Annotated in this window: 17 protein-coding genes; 5 read left to right on the top strand and 12 right to left on the bottom strand. The window is 64.1% G+C overall.

Going from position 1 to position 17,345, the window contains the following annotated elements; all coding sequences use genetic code 11:
• Nucleotides 1–7 precede the first annotated feature (7 nt).
• The 3 genes from ureC to EO094_RS13070 all read right to left on the bottom strand — a co-directional run bounded on the left by ureC (nucleotide 8) and on the right by EO094_RS13070 (nucleotide 2,482).
• Complete coding sequence (gene ureC / locus EO094_RS13080) at nucleotides 8–1,720, bottom strand: urease subunit alpha (RefSeq protein WP_128292722.1); 1,713 nt, start codon at nucleotides 1,718–1,720, stop codon at nucleotides 8–10.
• Nucleotides 1,721–1,722: 2 nt separating this feature from the next.
• A complete protein-coding gene (locus EO094_RS13075; protein ID WP_128292720.1) occupies nucleotides 1,723–1,986 on the bottom strand; it encodes an AbrB/MazE/SpoVT family DNA-binding domain-containing protein in 264 nt (87 codons plus the stop codon).
• A gap of 94 nt (nucleotides 1,987–2,080) precedes the next feature.
• Nucleotides 2,081–2,482: a lysozyme inhibitor LprI family protein gene (locus EO094_RS13070; protein ID WP_246008502.1), complete on the bottom strand. Its 402-nt coding sequence runs from the start codon at nucleotides 2,480–2,482 to the stop codon at nucleotides 2,081–2,083.
• A gap of 193 nt (nucleotides 2,483–2,675) precedes the next feature.
• Here EO094_RS13070 and EO094_RS13065 point away from each other — a divergent pair, with 193 nt between their 5' ends.
• Nucleotides 2,676–3,134, top strand: coding sequence for a hypothetical protein (locus EO094_RS13065; RefSeq protein WP_128292718.1), 459 nt, complete (start codon nucleotides 2,676–2,678; stop codon nucleotides 3,132–3,134).
• A 111-nt stretch (nucleotides 3,135–3,245) separates the two neighbouring features.
• Here EO094_RS13065 and EO094_RS13060 read toward each other — a convergent pair whose 3' ends face one another.
• Genes EO094_RS13060 through EO094_RS13050 form a run of 3 tightly spaced genes read right to left on the bottom strand, consistent with a single transcriptional unit; the run spans nucleotide 3,246 to nucleotide 4,756 of the window.
• A complete protein-coding gene (locus EO094_RS13060) occupies nucleotides 3,246–3,551 on the bottom strand; it encodes an urease subunit beta (RefSeq protein WP_128292716.1) in 306 nt (101 codons plus the stop codon).
• Between the two features lie 47 nt (nucleotides 3,552–3,598).
• The gene (locus EO094_RS13055; protein WP_128292714.1) at nucleotides 3,599–3,901 is read right to left on the bottom strand and encodes an urease subunit gamma; all 303 of its coding nucleotides are present in this window, start codon (nucleotides 3,899–3,901) and stop codon (nucleotides 3,599–3,601) included.
• A gap of 9 nt (nucleotides 3,902–3,910) precedes the next feature.
• Entirely contained in the window at nucleotides 3,911–4,756 is an 846-nt protein-coding gene (locus tag EO094_RS13050; protein WP_128292711.1) for an urease accessory protein UreD, read from the bottom strand.
• 107 nt (nucleotides 4,757–4,863) lie between these two features.
• Here EO094_RS13050 and EO094_RS18755 point away from each other — a divergent pair, with 107 nt between their 5' ends.
• Together EO094_RS18755 and EO094_RS13040 are read left to right on the top strand one after the other, a co-directional pair.
• Nucleotides 4,864–5,136 carry a BrnT family toxin gene (locus tag EO094_RS18755; RefSeq protein ID WP_128292708.1) on the top strand — a complete coding sequence of 91 codons (273 nt, stop codon included), beginning with the start codon at nucleotides 4,864–4,866 and terminating at the stop codon, nucleotides 5,134–5,136.
• The gene (locus EO094_RS13040; RefSeq protein WP_128292706.1) at nucleotides 5,105–5,383 is read left to right on the top strand and encodes a helix-turn-helix domain-containing protein; all 279 of its coding nucleotides are present in this window, start codon (nucleotides 5,105–5,107) and stop codon (nucleotides 5,381–5,383) included. The genes EO094_RS18755 and EO094_RS13040 overlap by 32 nt, the downstream gene beginning before the upstream one ends.
• A gap of 1 nt (nucleotide 5,384) precedes the next feature.
• On the opposite strand, the gene EO094_RS13035 is transcribed toward EO094_RS13040, so the two are convergent.
• From EO094_RS13035 to EO094_RS13010, 6 genes are all read right to left on the bottom strand, one after another.
• The gene (locus tag EO094_RS13035; RefSeq protein ID WP_246008501.1) at nucleotides 5,385–7,244 is read right to left on the bottom strand and encodes an acetyl-CoA hydrolase/transferase C-terminal domain-containing protein; all 1,860 of its coding nucleotides are present in this window, start codon (nucleotides 7,242–7,244) and stop codon (nucleotides 5,385–5,387) included.
• Nucleotides 7,231–9,348 carry a 3-hydroxyacyl-CoA dehydrogenase NAD-binding domain-containing protein gene (locus EO094_RS13030; RefSeq protein WP_246008500.1) on the bottom strand — a complete coding sequence of 706 codons (2,118 nt, stop codon included), beginning with the start codon at nucleotides 9,346–9,348 and terminating at the stop codon, nucleotides 7,231–7,233. The genes EO094_RS13035 and EO094_RS13030 overlap by 14 nt, the downstream gene beginning before the upstream one ends.
• A gap of 11 nt (nucleotides 9,349–9,359) precedes the next feature.
• Nucleotides 9,360–10,646, bottom strand: a complete 1,287-nt coding sequence (locus EO094_RS13025) for an acetyl-CoA C-acetyltransferase (protein ID WP_128292700.1) — start codon at nucleotides 10,644–10,646, stop codon at nucleotides 9,360–9,362.
• Nucleotides 10,646–12,934, bottom strand: a complete 2,289-nt coding sequence (locus tag EO094_RS13020; RefSeq protein WP_128292697.1) for an acyl-CoA dehydrogenase — start codon at nucleotides 12,932–12,934, stop codon at nucleotides 10,646–10,648. Before EO094_RS13020 ends, EO094_RS13025 begins: the two co-directional genes overlap by 1 nt.
• A 117-nt stretch (nucleotides 12,935–13,051) precedes the next feature.
• On the bottom strand, nucleotides 13,052–14,374 hold the full coding sequence (locus tag EO094_RS13015) for a TRAP transporter large permease (protein ID WP_128292695.1): 1,323 nt from the start codon (nucleotides 14,372–14,374) through the stop codon (nucleotides 13,052–13,054).
• On the bottom strand, nucleotides 14,371–14,940 hold the full coding sequence (locus tag EO094_RS13010) for a TRAP transporter small permease (RefSeq protein WP_246008499.1): 570 nt from the start codon (nucleotides 14,938–14,940) through the stop codon (nucleotides 14,371–14,373). Before EO094_RS13010 ends, EO094_RS13015 begins: the two co-directional genes overlap by 4 nt.
• 222 nt (nucleotides 14,941–15,162) lie before the next feature.
• Between EO094_RS13010 and EO094_RS13005 the strand changes: the two genes are divergently transcribed.
• Nucleotides 15,163–15,873: a tetratricopeptide repeat protein gene (locus tag EO094_RS13005; protein WP_128292692.1), complete on the top strand. Its 711-nt coding sequence runs from the start codon at nucleotides 15,163–15,165 to the stop codon at nucleotides 15,871–15,873.
• 199 nt (nucleotides 15,874–16,072) lie between these two features.
• Nucleotides 16,073–17,332, top strand: coding sequence for a sarcosine oxidase subunit beta family protein (locus EO094_RS13000; protein ID WP_128292690.1), 1,260 nt, complete (start codon nucleotides 16,073–16,075; stop codon nucleotides 17,330–17,332).
• Nucleotides 17,333–17,345 lie beyond the last annotated feature (13 nt).

Raw genomic sequence — 17,345 nt, 5'->3', positions numbered from 1 at the left:
AAAGCGATCAAAACAGAAAATACCGCTGCGCCATCGGCAGAACATCGGCCGGTTCGCAAGTGAGGAGGTCGCCGTTGGCGCGCACCTCGTAGGTTTCCGGATCGACCGCGATCTCCGGCGTCGCGTCGTTCAAGAGCATCGAGGCCTTGGAGATGCCGCCGCGGGTGTTTTTGACCGGAACGAGTTCCTTCGCCACGCCGAGCCGCGCCGCAAGGCCATCGTCGATCGCCGCCTTGGAGACGAAGGTGACGGAGGAATTGGTCAGCGCCTTGCCATAGGCGCCGAACATCGGGCGGTAATGCACCGGCTGCGGCGTCGGGATGGAGGCGTTCGGATCGCCCATCGGCGCGGCCGCGATCGAGCCGCCGATCAGCACCATGAAGGGCTTCACGCCGAAAAACGCCGGATCCCACAAAACGAGATCGGCGCGCTTGCCCGCTTCCACCGAGCCGATTTCGTCGGCCATTCCGTGCGCAATCGCGGGATTGATCGTCACTTTCGCGATGTAGCGGCGCACACGGAAATTGTCGTTGTCGCCCCTCTCCTCGGGAAGGCGGCCGCGCTGCACCTTCATCTTGTGCGCCGTCTGCCAGGTACGGATCAGGACCTCGCCGACGCGTCCCATCGCCTGGCTGTCGGAGGCGATGATGGAGAAGGCACCCATGTCATGCAGGATGTCTTCCGCGGCGATCGTCTCCTTGCGGATGCGGCTTTCGGCGAAGGCCACGTCTTCGGGAATGTTGGAATCGAGGTGATGGCAGACCATGAGCATGTCGAGATGCTCGTCGATCGTGTTCCGCGTATAGGGTCTGGTGGGATTGGTGGAGGACGGCAGGACGTTCGCCAGGCCGCAGACCTTGATGATGTCCGGCGCATGGCCACCACCCGCCCCTTCGGTGTGGAAGGCATGGATGGTGCGATCCTTGAAGGCGGCGATCGTGTTCTCCACGAAACCGGATTCATTCAGCGTGTCGGTGTGGATCATCACCTGCACATCGTAATCGTCAGCGACAGACAGACAGCAATCGATGGCGCCCGGCGTCGTCCCCCAATCCTCGTGCAGCTTCAGCGCGCAGGCGCCGCCCTTCACCATCTCCTCGAGCGCAGCCGGCAGCGAGGCATTGCCCTTGCCGGCAAAACCGATGTTCATGGGAAAGGCGTCTGCCGCCTCGATCATCCGCGCCATGTGCCAGGGGCCCGGCGTGCAGGTGGTCGCGAGCGTTCCATGCGCCGGGCCGGTGCCGCCACCGAGCATCGTCGTGACGCCCGACATCAGCGCCTCTTCGATCTGCTGCGGGCAGATGAAATGGATATGGCTGTCGAAGCCGCCGGCGGTCACGATCTTGCCTTCGCCCGCGATCGCCTCGGTTCCCGGGCCGATGATGATGTCGACGCCTGGCTGCGTATCGGGATTGCCGGCCTTGCCGATCGCCGCGATGCGCCCGTCTTTCAACCCGATATCGGCCTTGTAGATACCGGTGTGGTCGACGATCAGTGCATTGGTGATGACCGTGTCGACGGCGCCATCCGCCCGCGCATGCTGGCTCTGGCCCATGCCGTCGCGAATGACTTTGCCGCCTCCGAATTTCACCTCCTCGCCATAGATGGTGAAATCCTTCTCCACCTCGATGACGAGATCGGTATCGGCAAGGCGAACCTTGTCTCCGGTGGTGGGGCCGAACATGTCGGCATAGGCGGCACGGGAAATTGTGGCGGGCATGGTCAGCTTTCCACTTTGGCAAATCGAGACGCGCCGACAGCCAAGTTCACCGCTTTTCGGACCTCCTCGGAAGTCTTTGGAGCATTTGGCCAATGCAGCATGGCGCGGCCCGCGCCACGACGCAGCTTGCGCACCCTTACGCGCATACGGCCATCGAGACCTTCGTAGAAAACGAGCTCGTCACCCTTCTCGATGCCCATCTCCTCCCGGATCGAGTTCGGGATGGTGATCTGGCCCTTGCCGGAAACCTTTGCTGCGGCACCCATGAACAGCTCCGAAACAGCGCACTGCCTTACATATAGCCGACCAGCTTACATTTCGCATATCTGCCGACCGCGTCCACTTTCGCCGACTTGCCGCCTATTTGTCTCCCAACAGTGCCAGAAGCTGATCGGTCCGCTCGCGCGTCAGGTCGGCCTTGCAGGACGTGACAAGAAGCGGCTCCATGGTGCCGCCACGCGCAGCGAAGCCGACAGAGGCACAATGCGCATCACGGAAGACGATCCAGGTGCGCTGTGCTTCAAGGAGCGCCTCTTCCGCGCCCTTCAGATCATCCGAAAGCTCGGCGTCCAGCGCACGGTAATACTCCAGAACCTTCGGCCACGCTTCGTTGAGAGCGGCGTCCGCCTCTTCGAATGTCTGCGCTGCGCAGGCATTCATCTCTGCCTGCGTCTGCGGATCGGCGCATTCGGCCGCCCACGCCACACTCGGCAGGGTCAGAAGGACGACAAGGGCGGCCATGAACATATCGGATCGCGCCATCAAACAATTTCTCCACTTGCCGCACTTCCACGGCTTCGAAACATCATGAAAGAGAAGATGGCACAGCCGCAGGCACCGCGAAATGGTCCCTGAATGATCACATTTTCGGCCCCTCGAAACGCAGACTGGCGGAGCTTCCGACGCGCCCGCCGCATGGCGGGCCTGTCCCAACTCTGATGAAGAGGAAAGACCGATGCGAAAGATCGTTTCAACAGCAGCCGCGGCCGCTTTCGCCCTCCCGCTTCTGGCACCCGCCGCCTTCGCGCAAGATGCAGGCACGCCCGCGGCCAAACCGGACCAGACGCAGGCCGCCCAGCCGGCAGCGCCGGGAGAACAGGGCCGCACGCCGATTACCGTCGACAGCGTCGTCGCTTCGGTCGCCGATTCCGGCAACGCCGCCGATGCCATCTCGGACACCGACATCAAGCAGGTCGGCGTCGTGACCATCGATGAACGTGCCGGCGCGGATGCGGCTGCACGCGTCGATCAGGCCGTGGCCGACAACCAGGACAAGGTGACGGAGTTGCGCGACACCCTCTCGCACCATCAGCAGCTCGGACCGCGGCTTCGCGAGGGTGGGCTCGATGTGACGAAAGTGGTCGCCGCGCAGATGATGCCCTCGGGCGACCTTCTGCTGTTTGTACGCAGCTGACGGGAGCATAAAAGGGCGCGGCCGCCTGAGCGACCGTGCCCTCTTCCATGCAATTCGCTCCGGCGGTGATTATCGACTGCGGTACGTCAGCAGCCCAATATCCGGTCGCGCTTACAGCGCACCCATGACCTTCTGATTGAAGCCGTACACTTTGCGGGCGCCAGGAAGCGGCACGAGCGTCACCTCGCGCCTCTGGCCCGGCTCGAAACGCACGGCCGTGCCCGCCGCAATATCGAGGCGCATGCCGCGGGCTTTCTCGCGGTCGAAAGCCAGGGCTTCGTTCGTTTCATAGAAGTGGTAGTGCGAGCCCACCTGAACGGGGCGGTCGCCCGTATTGGCGACCTCCAGGCCGACGGTCTCGCAACCTTCATTGAGAACGATGTCGCCCGCCGCCGGAATGACCTCTCCAGGGATCATGGCACCAATACCTCTCTTCTCGCGGAAATCCTTCTCCCGCCCCGTGTTCAACGCACCGGCTGGTGGACCGTGACGAGCTTGGTCCCATCCGGAAACGTCGCCTCCACCTGAACGTCGTGGATCATCTCCGCCACGCCGTCCATCACCTGATCGCGGGTGACGACATGGGCGCCTGCCTCCATGAGATCGGCAACGGCGCGTCCGTCGCGCGCACCTTCGACCACGAAATCCGTGATCAGGGCGATCGCCTCGGGATGGTTGAGCTTGACGCCCCGCTGAAGCCGCTTTCGGGCGACTTCAGCCGCCATGGCAACAAGCAGTTTGTCCTTTTCGCGCGGGGTGAGCTGCATGATCCTATCTCAAAGCGTCCAGATTTTGGGCAGCGGACAATCCGCTAATAGAATTCTGAGTGCGGGCACAAGGTGGCGCCGCAGCGCAAGACCGTCTTCTGCCACCAGCCTAGCAAGTATTTTGCCATTGAAGGCGCTCGCCCCGCCTCCGGGTCCGAGTGCTGCGCGCAAATGATCGACGAGAGGCTCGCAATCCTCCGCCACGAGGACAAGGCTCGCAAAAGCACTACCGCCGGCCAGTGTCGCCCGCGCGCTGTCAAGCTCCGCGAGATCGCCGCGGAGGGCGAGTTCGTCGGCATGGATGAGACGTCCCGACCGGCGCACGCGCCAGCTTTCCCGCAGATCGGCCCGCGTCACGCGTTCGCCCATGGCGCGGCGCCCAAGAAGTGTCGATTCCAGCGCGAGAAGCCGGGCACCATCGCCGAACTCGGCCGTGATGCGGCGATGACAGGCCGCGCCCTCAAACGCGATCGTCTCCTGCGGCAGCCAGTAGAGGGTCGCGCCTGCCGCGAGATCGAGATGCACGTCGATTTCGGCAACCCCGCCCGCCGCGCGGTAAAGCCGCTCGCAGGCGGGTGTCATCACAACCGCCGTCGTCGCCTCGCCCATCTCGACGGTGACGGAAAACCGGTCACCACCGGTCAGACCGCCCGCGGTATTGATGACGACAGCTTCGGGCGGCATGCCCGCCGGCACGTGCGGCAGGCGCCACTTCACAGACCCCTGGTGGAACAGCCGGTCGAGACGGGTCACCCCGCCGTCGCGCTTGAAAGCAATCCGCGCCTCCGCCTCGACGCGCTGGAGGCGCGCAGGCGCGGTGGCTCTGTCACTCGTATCGACGCTCGTTCGAAGCATCCCGCCCTCTTCCGCATCCGACCATCGACGAGAATGATGAGCGAGTCGAGAGCGCCCGCCACGCTTCAAATCTGTATTTCTACTGAATTTCGGTATATGCTCTTTTCATGACCGACAGGTTCGATCCCGCCAAGGATGTTTGCAACCGGGAGCGCCACGGTCTGCCGCTGATCTTCGGCGACATGATCATGGAGGATGAGGACCTTCTTATCCTTCCATCGATACGCCCAAAGGATGGCGAGGAACGCTTCAAGGCCATCGGCTGCGTCGGCGAAAAGATTTACACGGCCATATTCGTCTGGCGGGACGGGCAGCCGCGTTTCATCTCCGTCAGAAGGAGCAACAAAGGTGAAGAAAGATCGTATCGTTCTGCCCTCTGACTCGAACGATCCCGAGGACTTCGATGTCTCGGCCGAAGCCCTGGAGCGCGGGCAGAAAGCGCGTATCGTGCGCAAGGCACGCACCCAGCTCGGCCTCACCCAGGCCGAGTTCGCCAAGCGGTTTCATGTTCCGCTCGGGACTCTTCGGGACTGGGAGCAGGCGCGAGTCACACCGCCGGACTTTGCGATCGCCTATGTTCGCGTGATCATGCGCAATCCGGAGCTGGTTGCCACCGCCGTGGCGTAAATCAGCTGCGCCTGAGTGCGCCCAGAACGAGGGCGGCGAGCGCCGTCTCTTTGAGGCTCTTCGGTTTGGCGAGCCCCATGCGATCGAGAGCCGCCTTTTCGGCGGGGCTCGTCTCGCCGGCTCCCCAGCCCTCCCGGAACGTGCGGGCGAGCTCGAGCCAGGCCCCCTGCTGCCGTTTCAGGAGGGACAAGGCGGGCAGAAGCGTCTGTTCGGCTTCGGTGAAATCGGTCCCGAGCGGGAAGCGCGGCAAATGTCCCGCATGGCGGAAGGGCGAGAGAGCCGAAACGATGCGCTGCGGCGTGTTCTCCGCCGAGGAAAGCTTGAAATCGCGCTCGATTTTGCCGGCCTTGCGAGCACGCTTCACGAGCCCATCCTGAAAACGGCTGTCGGTGATCGCCAGCATGGCGGCGACGGTGTCGCGGTCGCTGCGCCCTTTCAGCTCGGCGATCCCGTATTCGGTGATGACGACATCCTTCAAATGCCGCGGCACGGTCGTATGGCCGTAAGTCCAGACGATGTTGGAACGCGGCGCCCCCTTGGCCATCCGCGCAGCCCGGAGCGCCATGATGGAGCGCGCGCCTTTGAGCGCAAAAGCCTGGGCAACGAAATTGTACTGGCCGCCGACACCCGAGACGACCCGGCCATCCTCCAGCTGGTCGGAGACGACGGCTCCGAGGAGCGTCGCCATCATGGCGTTGTTGACGAAGCGGGCGTCGCGGCGGTCGCGGCGCTTCTGCTCTTCGTCACCGTAGAGATCGTTGACGAAGGAGATCTCGCGCATGGAGAGCTTCGCCCGCTCCCCCTCCGGCAGCGCCTTCAAGCGGTCGTAAAAACTCTGCGGCCCGAGAAAGAACCCGGCATGCAGGACGGCGCCATCCTCGGCCGGCCGCTTCAAGATGCCGGCCTCGAAGAGATCGAGGAAGCCGTCGACGAACATTTCCGAAGCGGCATAAAGGCCTTCGCGAAACGGTTCGCAATGGCGTTCACGCCCCGCAGGCGTCGGCCCGAGCGCGTCGAGCGCGGCGCGGAAGACCTCCGGGTGGCGATGACGCAGGATGAGCGCATGGGTGAGCGCGTCGCCGATCGAGCCGATGCCGATCTGCAGCGTCCCGCCATCCGGCACCAGGCTCGCCGCATGCAGTCCGATGGCGTAATCCGCGAGCGAAACGGGCGGTTTCGGTGTGACGAAGAGGGGGTAATCTCCGCCTTCGAGAACAAAATCGAACTCTTCCGGCGCCAGTTCGGCCGCGCCCGGCATGAAGGGGAGCTCGTTGTTCACCTCGCCAACAAGGGCGAGCTTTTCACCGGCGGCGCGCCGCGCCCGGATCGTCGACAGGATGTCGAGCGTCACATCGGTATTGCCGGAGATGCTGTAACGCGCGCTCTCCGCCTCACCTTCGCGCGCTACCATCTGGCCGACGACATTGACGCCGCGCTCCAGAAGATAGCCGACGGCGTGGGTGTAATTGGCGGAGATGTAAGTCTGCTGCGCGTGCGGGCTCGACAGGTACTTGCCCGCGAGGAAAAAGAACTCATTGACCTCGATATTCGGCGGCAGCGTGCCCGCCCGCATTGGCCGCGCATAGGCAAGGCGCGGCACGCCTGTATAGAGCCGCTCGGCGAGCGGTCCCATGAACCGCTTCTCGATCTCCGACGAGCCGGAGGGCGGCTGCAGCGTCAGCGCGGTGAAAATCGTCAGGCGGATCGAGCGATCGGCTTCGGCCCGCCTGTAAAGCGCATTGGCAAAAAGGTTCGCCTTGCCGAGGCCGAGCGGCAGGCCGAGAACGATGTCCCGGCCTACATGCTCAATAACCCTTTCGGCGAGAGCGTCTGCGTCCGAGGAAACCTCAGGCGGCCGCACGCTGTTCCTGTCGGAGTTTTGTCCAGCCGTCGTCCGGCTTGAAGCGATCGCCATATTTTTCGGCCAGCTTGTCGAGCGCCGCCACAACATCGTCCACGCCACGAGCGCGGGCGTAATGGAGCGGTCCGCCCCTGAAAGGAGCAAAGCCCGTACCGAAAATCATGGCGCCGTCAAGGACATCCTCGTCCTCCACGACGTTCTCACGCAGACATGCCGCACATGTGTTGAGGATCGGCAGGACCAGACGATCCTGGAGATCCGCCGGCGGGATGGCCTCGTGCTTCTTGCCGCGCTGCGGCTTTCCGTCCTTGTCGTAGGAATAGAGCCCCTTGCCGGTCTTGCGGCCAAGCTCGCCCTTTTCGACCTTGTCCTTCAGCCATTGGGGCGCCTCGGGAATCGGCACCGGCAGGCGGTTGCGCAACTCGTCGGCGACGGCGAGGCCGACATCGAGGCCGATATTGTCCATGAGCTCCACCGGGCCCATCGGCATGCCGAAATCCTTCGCGGCCTCATCGATCACCTCCTTGTCGACGCCTTCGTCGAGCAGGAGCATGGCTTCCAGGAGATACGGGGTCAGAGCCCGATTGACGAGGAAGCCCGGCGAGGACTTCACCGGCGCCGGCAGGCGGTCGATCGAGGTGACGTAGGACATCGCGGCCGAAAGCGTCTCGTCCGACAGGCGGTCGTGTTTCACCACCTCGACGAGCTGCATCTTCGACACCGGGTTGAAGAAGTGGATGCCGACGAACCGGGAGGGATCTTTCAGGTCCGCCCGCAAATCCTCGAGCGGGATCGACGAGGTGTTGGTGGCGATGATCGCACCGGGCTTCATGCCCTCTTCGAGACCCGCGTAGATCTTCTTCTTCAGGTCGAGCTTTTCCGGCACCGCTTCGATGACGAGATCCGCGCCCTTGAGCCCGTAGCCGTTCGGGTCAGGAATGAGTCGGTCCCAGGCGTCGCGCGCCTTGACGCTGTCTTTGAGCGTCTTTTCCATCATCTTCCAGGCGGGCTTCATCGCCTTGGCGATCGGCTTGATGGCGAGGTCAGCGAGCGTCGCCCGCATGCCGCTGCGGGCCGACCAGGCGGCGATCTCGCCGCCCATCGTGCCGGCGCCGACCACGTGCACATGGCTGATATCGCTCTTCTTCGGCGCGAGACCCTTCATCTTCTCACGCAGGAAGAAGACGCGGATGAGGCTTTGCGCCGTATCCGTGACGAGAAGATCCGCAAAGGATTTGATCTCGCCTTCGCGCATATTGTCGGCGTCGCCGCCGGACGTCTCCCACAGATCGATGAGCGCGTAGGGCGCCGGATAATGCTCCTTGCGCAGCCGTTCCTCGACCTTCGACCGCATGCGGTTGGAGGCAAAACGACGCCCCGGGCCGCTGCTCAATGCCTTATCCTTCAGCCCCTCATGGGCGGCAGAATGAAGCTCGCCCTTGGCGACCGCCGCAACGGCCGCCGCCACATGGCGTTCTTCCGTCGCAAGATCGACGAGCCCCAGACGCTTTGCCGAACGGGCCGATTTGTTGCGGCCCGTCAGCATCATGGTCATCGCCTCGGTCGGATCGATGAGCTCGGTGGAGCGGAAGGTGCCGCCAAGGCCCGGATGCAGGCCGAGCATCACCTCCGGAAAGCCGAGCTTCGCCTCGCCGACCGCAACGCGGCGCTTGCAGGCAAGCGCGATTTCGAGCCCGCCGCCGAGGCAATTGCCGTGAATGACGGCGACCGTCGGATACGATACCTCTGCGAGCCGATCGACGACCTTGTGGGCGCGCCTCAGCGCCGCCTCCACCTCTTCCGCCTTCGTCAGATTGCGGAACATGTTGATGTCGGCGCCGACGATGAAGCCGGATTTCTTCGCCGAGCGGATGACGAGCGCCTTTGGCGGATCGGCCTCGAGCTCCGTCAGAATGGTGTCGAGTTCCGTCAGCATCGCCTCGTCGACGACATTGACGGAGCGGCCGGGCATGTCGAGGAGAAGCCATTCGACATTGTCGGCGTCACGGCCGCGCTTCCACATTTTGTCGGCGGGCGCCATCTTCAGATCGACGGGCCCGGTTTCCATAAGGCGCGGCGACAGCGCGCTTAGCATGCGTCCCATGTCTTCCGTCCTCACATTACGCGTTCGATGAGCATGGCGCCGCCCTGGCCGCCGCCGATGCATTCGGTTGCAATTCCGCGGCTCTTGCCGGTGCGCTTCAAGGCGTTGGCGAGATGCAGCACGATGCGGTTGCCGCTGGTGCCGACCGGATGGCCGAGACTGATGGCACCGCCGTCGATGTTGAGCTTGTCGCGTTCGATACGCCCGAGCGGATGGTCGAGGCCGAGAACGTCGCGGCAGACGGTTTCGTCTTCCCAGGCGGCGAGACAGGCGAGAACCTGCGCCGCGAAAGCTTCGTTCAGCTCCCACAGATCGACATTGTCGAGACCCATGTCATGGCGCTGCATGAGCCTCGTCGACGACACGACGGGCCCGAGCCCCATGATGGCGGGATCGAGCGCCCCCCACTCGGAATCGACGATTTTCGCAATCGGCTTCAGACCCCATTTCTCCACCGCCCGTTCGGAGGCGAGAATGACCCAGCAGGCACCATCGGTGATCTGCGAGGCATTGCCGGGCGTCACCTTGCCGAAAGGCCGCTCGAAGGCAGGCTTCAGTTTGGCGAGTTTTTCCACCGAGCTGTCAGGGCGCACACCGTCGTCGTGATCATAGGCGATGCCGTCGCGATCGAAGGCCGGTGTCACCTCGTCGGCGAGCCAGCCTTCATTCTGTGCCCGGGCGAGCCGGTGATGGCTCTCCGTCGCGTATTCGTCGGCCTGTTCGCGGCTGATGTCGAAGATCTGCGCCAGGATCTCCGCGGTCTGACCCATATTGAGTTCCGTGATCGGATCGGTCAGGCCGCGCTCCAAGCCGATCTGCGGCTTGAAATCGCCCGGGCGGAACGAGGTCGTCTTGCCGAGCCGGTCCCAGATCGACTTCGAGGAATTGAACTCGCCGAGCCATTCCACCGCATCGCGTTTCAGGATCATCGGCGAATGGCTGAGCGCCTCCGTGCCGCCGGCCAGGATCATGTCGCGGGTGCCGTCCTGGATATAGCGGAAGGCCGTGTCGATCGACTGCATGCCGGAGCCGCAATTGATCTGCACGGTGAAGGCCGGCATCTCGTCGCCCATATCGAGACGAAGGGCTGCGACACGCGCCGGGTTCATCTCGTCGGCAATGACGTTGACGCAGCCCAGGATGACCTCGTCGAATTCCTTCGGCGAGAAAGGCTGGCGCATGAGCAATGGCCGCCCCGCCTGCACGGCGAGGTCGACGGGCGTGAACGGCCCGGGCTTTCCCCGGGCTTTGATGAACGGGGTTCGGGCGCCGTCCACCAGATAAACTGGCTGGGTCATTAAGCGGTCCGTTTCAGGTCGTGAACGTTGCTGGCAGCGGCGGACGGCGCGTTGTCACGCTCGTCCGGCAATGCACTGCCGTGGGTGAAGGCTTCGCCGGGGAAGGCATCGACGGCGATCACCAGATCGGCCGCGGCCTCGGCTTCCTTGAGGCGGCTCGCCTCTGCCTCGGAGATGAGGCCCTTCTTCGCGGCTTCGTCGGGGTTCCTCACCTTGGCTTCGCGCAGCTTGCGACGCAGCGGCTCCACCTCGACAACGAGCTTGAAGGCCCGCTCCAGATGCGAGATCGCCGCGTCCGGCTGTCCCTCGCCGAGATAGAGCCCGGAGGTCAGGCGCTCACGCGTCTCCGACGGCTCGAGCAGAATTTCCGCACAGGTCTGGGCGAGCTTGTCGGACGGGCCGGAGCGGCGGGCACCGAACGGGAAGAGCATGAATTTTGCGAGCCACGCCGCCGGTCGCGACGGCAGATTGTCGAGAAGCTCGGCAAAGGCCGTGCCAATCGCTTTGGTGCCGCGCGCGAAGGTGTAATCGACGAGCGGCCGGTCGGCTGCGGGTTTTCCGTCGACCTCGAAGCGCTTCAACGTCGCCGACAGGAGATAGAGCTCCGACAGGATATCGCCGAGGCGGGCGGACAGGCGCTCCTTGCGTTTCAGCGAACCGCCAAGGGTGAGAAGCGCCAGATCGCTGACGACCGCAAAGGCGGCCGAGTAGCGCGACAGCTGACGATAATGGACGGCGAGATCGCCCGCCTCCTCCGGCGCCGGCGCGAAGCGGCCAAACGTCCAGCCGCGGCCCATCGCACGGAAGGCGTTCTTGATGGCATGACCGACATGGCCCCAGAAGGCCTCGTCGAATTCGCGAATGCCCTTGTCGCGGTCGGTTTCCGACAGCGCCATCATCTCCTTCAAGATGAAGGGATGGGCGCGGATCGCTCCCTGACCGTAGATCATCAGATTGCGGGTGAGGATGTTCGCACCCTCCACCGTGATGCCGACCGGCACGGCGCGATAGAGATTGCCGAGATAGTTCTTCGGCCCATCGATCACCGCCTTGCCGGAATGGATGTCATAGGCGTCGTTGACGGATTCGCGCATGCGATAGGTCGCATGCGCCTTCATGATCGCGGCGATGACGCCCGATTTGTAGCCCTGGTCGAGCGAGGCGCAGGTCATGCGGCGCGCCGCGTCGAGCTGATAGGCGGTGCCGGCGAGCTGGGCGAGATGCTCCTGCACGCCCTCGAACTTGCCGACCGGCAGATTGAACTGGTGGCGGATCCTGGAATAGGCGCCGGTGGTGCGCGCGGCAAACGATGCCGCGGCCGACGAGAGCGAGGGAAGCGAGATGCCGCGGCCGGCGGCCAGCGCCGACATCAGCATCTTCCAGCCTTTGCCGATCTGTTCCTCGCCGCCGATGATCGCAGACAAAGGAACGAAGACGTCCTCGCCGTGGACCGGACCGTTCTGGAAGAAAGTCATCGCCGGAATATGCCGCTCGCCGCGCGTCACGCCCGGCGTCTCGGCCGGAATGAGGGCGACGGTGATGCCAAGATCCTCCTTCTTGCCGAGGAGATGGTCGGGGTCCTTCATCTTGAAGGCGAGGCCGATCACCGTCGCGATCGGCGACAGCGTGATGTAGCGCTTGGAAAAGTTGAGGCGGATGCCGAGCACCTCTTCGCCGTTGTGCATGCCCCGTGTGACGACGCCGGTATCGGTCATGGCGGCAGCATCGGACCCGGCATCCGGGCTCGTCAGGCCGAAGCAGGGAATTTCTTCGCCACGGGCCAGGCGCGGGAGCCAGTAATCGCGCTGCTCCTTGGTGCCGAACTGCATCAAAAGCTCGCCCGGTCCGAGCGAATTCGGGACCATGATGGAAACGGCCCCCGTCACGCTCGCGGTCGAGACTTTGCGGATCACCTCCGAATGGGCGAAGGCGGAGAAGCCGAGCCCCCCATATTCCTTCGGAATGATCATGCCGAAGAAACGCTTCTCGCGGATGAAGTCCCAGACCTCCTGCGGCAGGTCATGGAGCTTCCAGTTGATGTGCCAGTCGTCGAGCTTCTCGCAGAGCTCGGCCACTGGCCCATCGAGGAAGGCCTGTTCCTCCTCCGTCAGCGTCGCCGGTGGCGTGGCGAGCAATCTTTCCCAGTCCGGCGTTCCGGTGAAGAGTTCGGCGTCCCACCAGACATTTCCGGCCTCGATGGCTTCGCGCTCCGTCTCCGACATGGGCGGCAGGATGTTGCGCGCCCAGCCGAAGAGCGGGCGAGTGATGAAACGGGCGCGAAAAGACATGTCTTGCTCCTCAATGCATGCGGTGCAAACGCGGCCGGACCGACCGGGTTGCAAGCCCCGCGAATTCGGGCATCGCGCGGCGGCGCCCCCTCCCACATATGGTTGTCGTTTTTCGTCTCAATAGAGAATTCGAAGCATAACGAGGGTGATCGAAGGGAAGGCAACTAAAATTATTATGCGCAAAATGTCGCTGGCGACAAAGGGGATGACGCCACGGAAAGTGGCGCTCATCGGAACATCTTGTGACAACGAGTTGATCACGAAGAGGTTCATCCCAACCGGCGGCGTAATCAGCCCGACCTCTACGACGATCAAGACTAAGATACCGAACCAGATAGCGAATTCCTCTGGCCCGAGACCGAAATCGAGACCACTCACGAGCGGAAAGAAGATCGGGATGGTGAGGAGGATCATCGACAGCGAATCCATCACGCATCCGAAAGCGAGATAGCAAAGCAGGATCGCGGCAAGCACCGTCCACGGATCGAGGCCTGCCTCCATCACGCTTTGCGCGAGTTCCTGCGGCAGCTGCGAGAAGGCGAGGAAGGTGTTGAAGACGGCCGCGCCGAAAACGATGAAGAAGATCATGGCGGTGGCGACCGCCGTCTCTAGCAGCGCGTCGATCAGGGCGCGAGGCCCGAGGGCACCGTTCGCGAGCGCAATGAGGCCGGTGCCCAGAGCGCCGACAGCCGCCCCTTCCGTCGGCGTGAAAATGCCGAGATAGATGCCGCCGATGACGGCAATGAAAACGACAAGGACCGGCCAGACGGCGATGAGAGCGGCGATCCTCTCCTCCCGATCGGCCTTGTCGCGACGCCCGGCCGCGTTCGGCCGCAGGCGCACATAGACTGCGATCGCCAGCATATAGCCGAGTGCCGCCAAGAGCCCCGGCAGGACGGCGGCGAGAAAGAGCTTGGCGATGTTCTGCTCCGTCAGGATGGCATAGATCACCAGGATGACAGAGGGCGGAATGAGGATGCCGAGCGTGCCGCCCGCGGCGAGGCAGCCGGTCGAAAGCGCCCCCGAATAGCCGAAGCGGCGCATCTCCGGGATCGCCACCTTGGCCATGGTGGCGGCCGTCGCAAGGGACGAGCCGCAGATCGCCCCGAAACCGGCACAGGCGCCGACGGCGGCCATGGCGACGCCGCCCTTGCGGTGGCCGAGCAGCGCGGCCGCCGCATCGAAGAGCTGCCGCGACATGCCTCCGCGCGTCGCGAACTGCCCCATCAGGAGAAAGAGCGGCACGATCGACAGCGAATAGCTCGAAAAGCTCTCATAGGTGAGCGATTTGAGCTGCGCCAGAAGCGGCGTCCAGGAGCCGTTGACGAGAACGTTGCCGACGAGACCGACGACGAGCATCGCAAGGCCGATCGGCATGCGCAGGAAAATGAAAAGCAGGAGGACGGCGAAAGACCAGCCGCCAAGCGCCACATCGCTCACTCGCCGGACTCCGTGCCGCGCGGGCGCAGACCCGCCTGTTCGCCTGTCGTCAGCGTCTCGTTCAAGGCGCGCCAGACGGTGTAGGCCGAGGCGACGGCGAACATCCAGGCGCCGGCGAGAGAGGCCGCATAGGGCCACCAGATCGGGAATTGCAGGATGAAGGTCGTCTCCGGGTAGAGCCTCTTGTCCTGCATGCCGAGACCAAGGCGCCAGGCGAGAAGACAGGCGATCGCCGTCATGACGAGATTGGACGCAAGCGCACAAGCCGCCATGCCGCGCGGACCGAATCGCTCCGCCAGAAGGTCGACGGTGACGTGGCCACGGCGAAACTGGCACCAGGGAAGGAAGGAAAAGACGGCGAAGGCCACGCCCGCTTCCACGAGCTCGAAATCGCCCGGGACCGGACCGAGCCCCAAAGGCACCAGCGCGCGGCCGGCGATGGAGAGAACGGTCATCACCGTCAAAACGACGAGGACGAGACCGCCGAGAATGGCAAGAGCAGCACAGACCCCACCGACGAGGCGGCCGACGCGCGCTTCGGCTTCGGGAAAAATCCCTCCGCTCACGATGTCGTCATGCCTTTCCTCTCCCCGGCGGCGCTTTGTGGTCGCTTGCGCGCGACCATGCCATCCTGGCTCGCAAGCCGGAAGAGGCGGAGGACGGTTTTCAAGCCTTGTTGAGCGTATGGTTTGCGCGGATTGCGGCGAGGCGCTGGTCAGCCCCGGCATCAGGCCTAACTATTCCACCAACGAGGCCAATCCGTGCGCCTTGGCGCGCAGAAGGACACGATGCCGATTGCCTTGCCGGCGATAACCGTCTCCGCAGCTCCGGCTCCGCTCGCTTGCGACAGGCGCCGGGGTATGGCGCGCGCCGGCAACCTCCTCTTCTCCTTGGCACTTACCCTTCTCGCGCTTCTCTTCCTTTCGAACCCGAGCCGCGCCGCCGGCATGGACGACGACACCAGCCGGCATCTTTCCGCCTCCGAGCGGAGGACGGAACTCTCCCGTCTCTACGATGAGCTCAAAGGCGCCCGGAGCGAAACGGAAGGCCGGCGCATCGAGAACCTGATCTGGCAGGCCTGGATGGTCGGCCCGACCGCAGAGATTTCGCAGATGATGCAGGAGGCGCTCACCGCCCGCCGCGTCGCCGATTACGACAAGGCAACGGCGATCCTCGATGACGTGATCGCCCGGGCGCCCGATTACGCCGAGGCCTGGAATCAGCGCGCCACCTTGCGCTTTCTCGAAGGTGATCTCGACGGCTCGCTCGAGGACATCGACCGCGTCATGGAGCTCGAGCCCAAGCACTTCGCGGCACTCTCCGGACGCGGCCTCATCCTCCTGCACCAGGGGCGCACGCGGCTTGCCCACAAAGCGTTGCGCGAAGCCGTCGCCATCAATCCCTGGCTCAAAGAGCGGGCGCTGCTTCCCGCGACGCCCGATGGCGACGCGCCCGCAGACGAGGAGGAGGAAGACGCCGCGGGCGGCCGCGACATCTGAGTTTTCCCCCATCGCCCACAACTTCCGCAAGTTCCTCAACGCCCGACGAAAACCCGGGTCGGCGCTGGCCGGGCGGCAATCTGTCGGTGGAGAAAACCGCTCCCGGCGCTTTCGAAACGCGGCCGATTGAGTCAAAGCTTTAACCTTGTTGGAGGGGGCTCTCTCCGAAAGCGTGCGGCAACAGCCCGGATCAATGGCGATGGCGGAATATTCGGCCCTGCGGGTCCTGACCCAGGGCATTACGGGAAATCGCGGCTGGCGTCCGGCGTGGAGCAAGGCGGAGCCGAAGCCACGCTACGACGCCATCATCGTCGGTGGCGGTGGCCATGGTCTTGCCACGGCCTTCTATCTCGCCAAGAACCACAAGCTCACCAATATCGCCGTCGTCGAGCGGGGCTGGATCGGCCAGGGCAATGTCGGGCGCAACCAGACCATCGTGCGCTCCAATTACCTCCTGCCGGAAAACCATCGCTTCTACGAATGGAGCCTGAAATTGTGGGAGGGCCTGTCGCAGGAGCTCAACTACAATGTCATGTTCTCGCAGCGCGGCGTCCTCAATCTCGCGCATTCGCCCGAACAGTTCGACCGTCTTGCAGAGCGCGGCAATGCGCTCAAACTCGCCGGCATCGATGCAGAGCTCGTTTCCCGCGAAGGCGTCTCGCGGCTCTGCCCCGGCCTCGACATTTCGCCGGGCGCCCGCTTTCCGGTTATCGGCGGGCTTCTGCAAAAGCGCGGCGGCACCGCTCGCCACGACGCCGTCGCCTGGGGCTATGCCCGCGCCGCCGACCGGCTCGGCGTCGATATCATCGAGAACACGCCCGTCACCGGCTTCATCAAGGAGGCGGGCAAGGTCGTCGGCGTGGAGACACCGCGCGGGCAGATCAAGGCCACCAAGGTCGGCGTCTCCGTCGCCGGCATGACATCCGACGTGATGCGGCTTGCCGGCGTCGACAATCTGCCGATCGAAAGCCATCTTCTTCAGGCCTTCGTCACCGAGCCGGTGAAGCCGCTCATCCACACGGTCGTCGCCTATGGCTGCGGGAACATGTATGTCACGCAATCCGACAAGGGCGGCCTCGTCTTCGGCGGCGGTCTCGATCTCTACAATTCCTACGCCCAGCGCGGCAATCTGCCGGCCGTCCACGAGATGACGGAGCAGCTTCTGGCGCTCTTCCCGAATGTCTCGCGCCTCAAGCTCCTGCGTTCCTGGGGCGGCATCATGGACATGTCGATGGACGGCAGCCCGATCATCGACAAGGGGCCCCTGCCCGGCCTCTACCTCGATTGCGGCTGGTGCTACGGCGGTTTCAAGGCGACACCCGCAGCCGGCTGGTGTTTTGCCCATACGATCGCCAATGACGAGCCGCACCCGCTCAACGCCGCCTATCGCCTCGACCGCTTCAAGGACGGCCGGGTGCTGGACGAGGCCGGCGTCGGCCCAACCCCGAGATTGCATTGATGCGCCGCCCTCT

The organism is Afifella aestuarii (genome assembly GCF_004023665.1).
GTDB classification, from domain to species: Bacteria; Pseudomonadota; Alphaproteobacteria; order Rhizobiales; family Afifellaceae; genus Afifella; species Afifella aestuarii.
Note: the sequence above shows the minus strand (reverse complement) of the source record. Positions and strands in the feature narration are given on the sequence as shown.

What these genes read in the sequence shown, in the direction of transcription:
- EO094_RS13005 (WP_128292692.1), top strand. Translation starts at nt 15,163, where the DNA reads ATGCCGATTGCCTTGCCGGCGATAACCGTCTCCGCAGCTCCGGCTCCG.
- EO094_RS13055 (WP_128292714.1), bottom strand. Translation starts at nt 3,901, where the DNA reads ATGCAGCTCACCCCGCGCGAAAAGGACAAACTGCTTGTTGCCATGGCG.
- EO094_RS13000 (WP_128292690.1), top strand. Translation starts at nt 16,073, where the DNA reads ATGGCGGAATATTCGGCCCTGCGGGTCCTGACCCAGGGCATTACGGGA.
- ureC (WP_128292722.1), bottom strand. Translation starts at nt 1,720, where the DNA reads ATGCCCGCCACAATTTCCCGTGCCGCCTATGCCGACATGTTCGGCCCC.
- EO094_RS18755 (WP_128292708.1), top strand. Translation starts at nt 4,864, where the DNA reads ATGACCGACAGGTTCGATCCCGCCAAGGATGTTTGCAACCGGGAGCGC.
- EO094_RS13050 (WP_128292711.1), bottom strand. Translation starts at nt 4,756, where the DNA reads ATGCTTCGAACGAGCGTCGATACGAGTGACAGAGCCACCGCGCCTGCG.
- EO094_RS13060 (WP_128292716.1), bottom strand. Translation starts at nt 3,551, where the DNA reads ATGATCCCTGGAGAGGTCATTCCGGCGGCGGGCGACATCGTTCTCAAT.
- EO094_RS13025 (WP_128292700.1), bottom strand. Translation starts at nt 10,646, where the DNA reads ATGACCCAGCCAGTTTATCTGGTGGACGGCGCCCGAACCCCGTTCATC.
- EO094_RS13020 (WP_128292697.1), bottom strand. Translation starts at nt 12,934, where the DNA reads ATGTCTTTTCGCGCCCGTTTCATCACTCGCCCGCTCTTCGGCTGGGCG.
- EO094_RS13030 (WP_246008500.1), bottom strand. Translation starts at nt 9,348, where the DNA reads ATGGGACGCATGCTAAGCGCGCTGTCGCCGCGCCTTATGGAAACCGGG.
- EO094_RS13065 (WP_128292718.1), top strand. Translation starts at nt 2,676, where the DNA reads ATGCGAAAGATCGTTTCAACAGCAGCCGCGGCCGCTTTCGCCCTCCCG.
- EO094_RS13070 (WP_246008502.1), bottom strand. Translation starts at nt 2,482, where the DNA reads ATGGCGCGATCCGATATGTTCATGGCCGCCCTTGTCGTCCTTCTGACC.
- EO094_RS13075 (WP_128292720.1), bottom strand. Translation starts at nt 1,986, where the DNA reads ATGGGTGCCGCAGCAAAGGTTTCCGGCAAGGGCCAGATCACCATCCCG.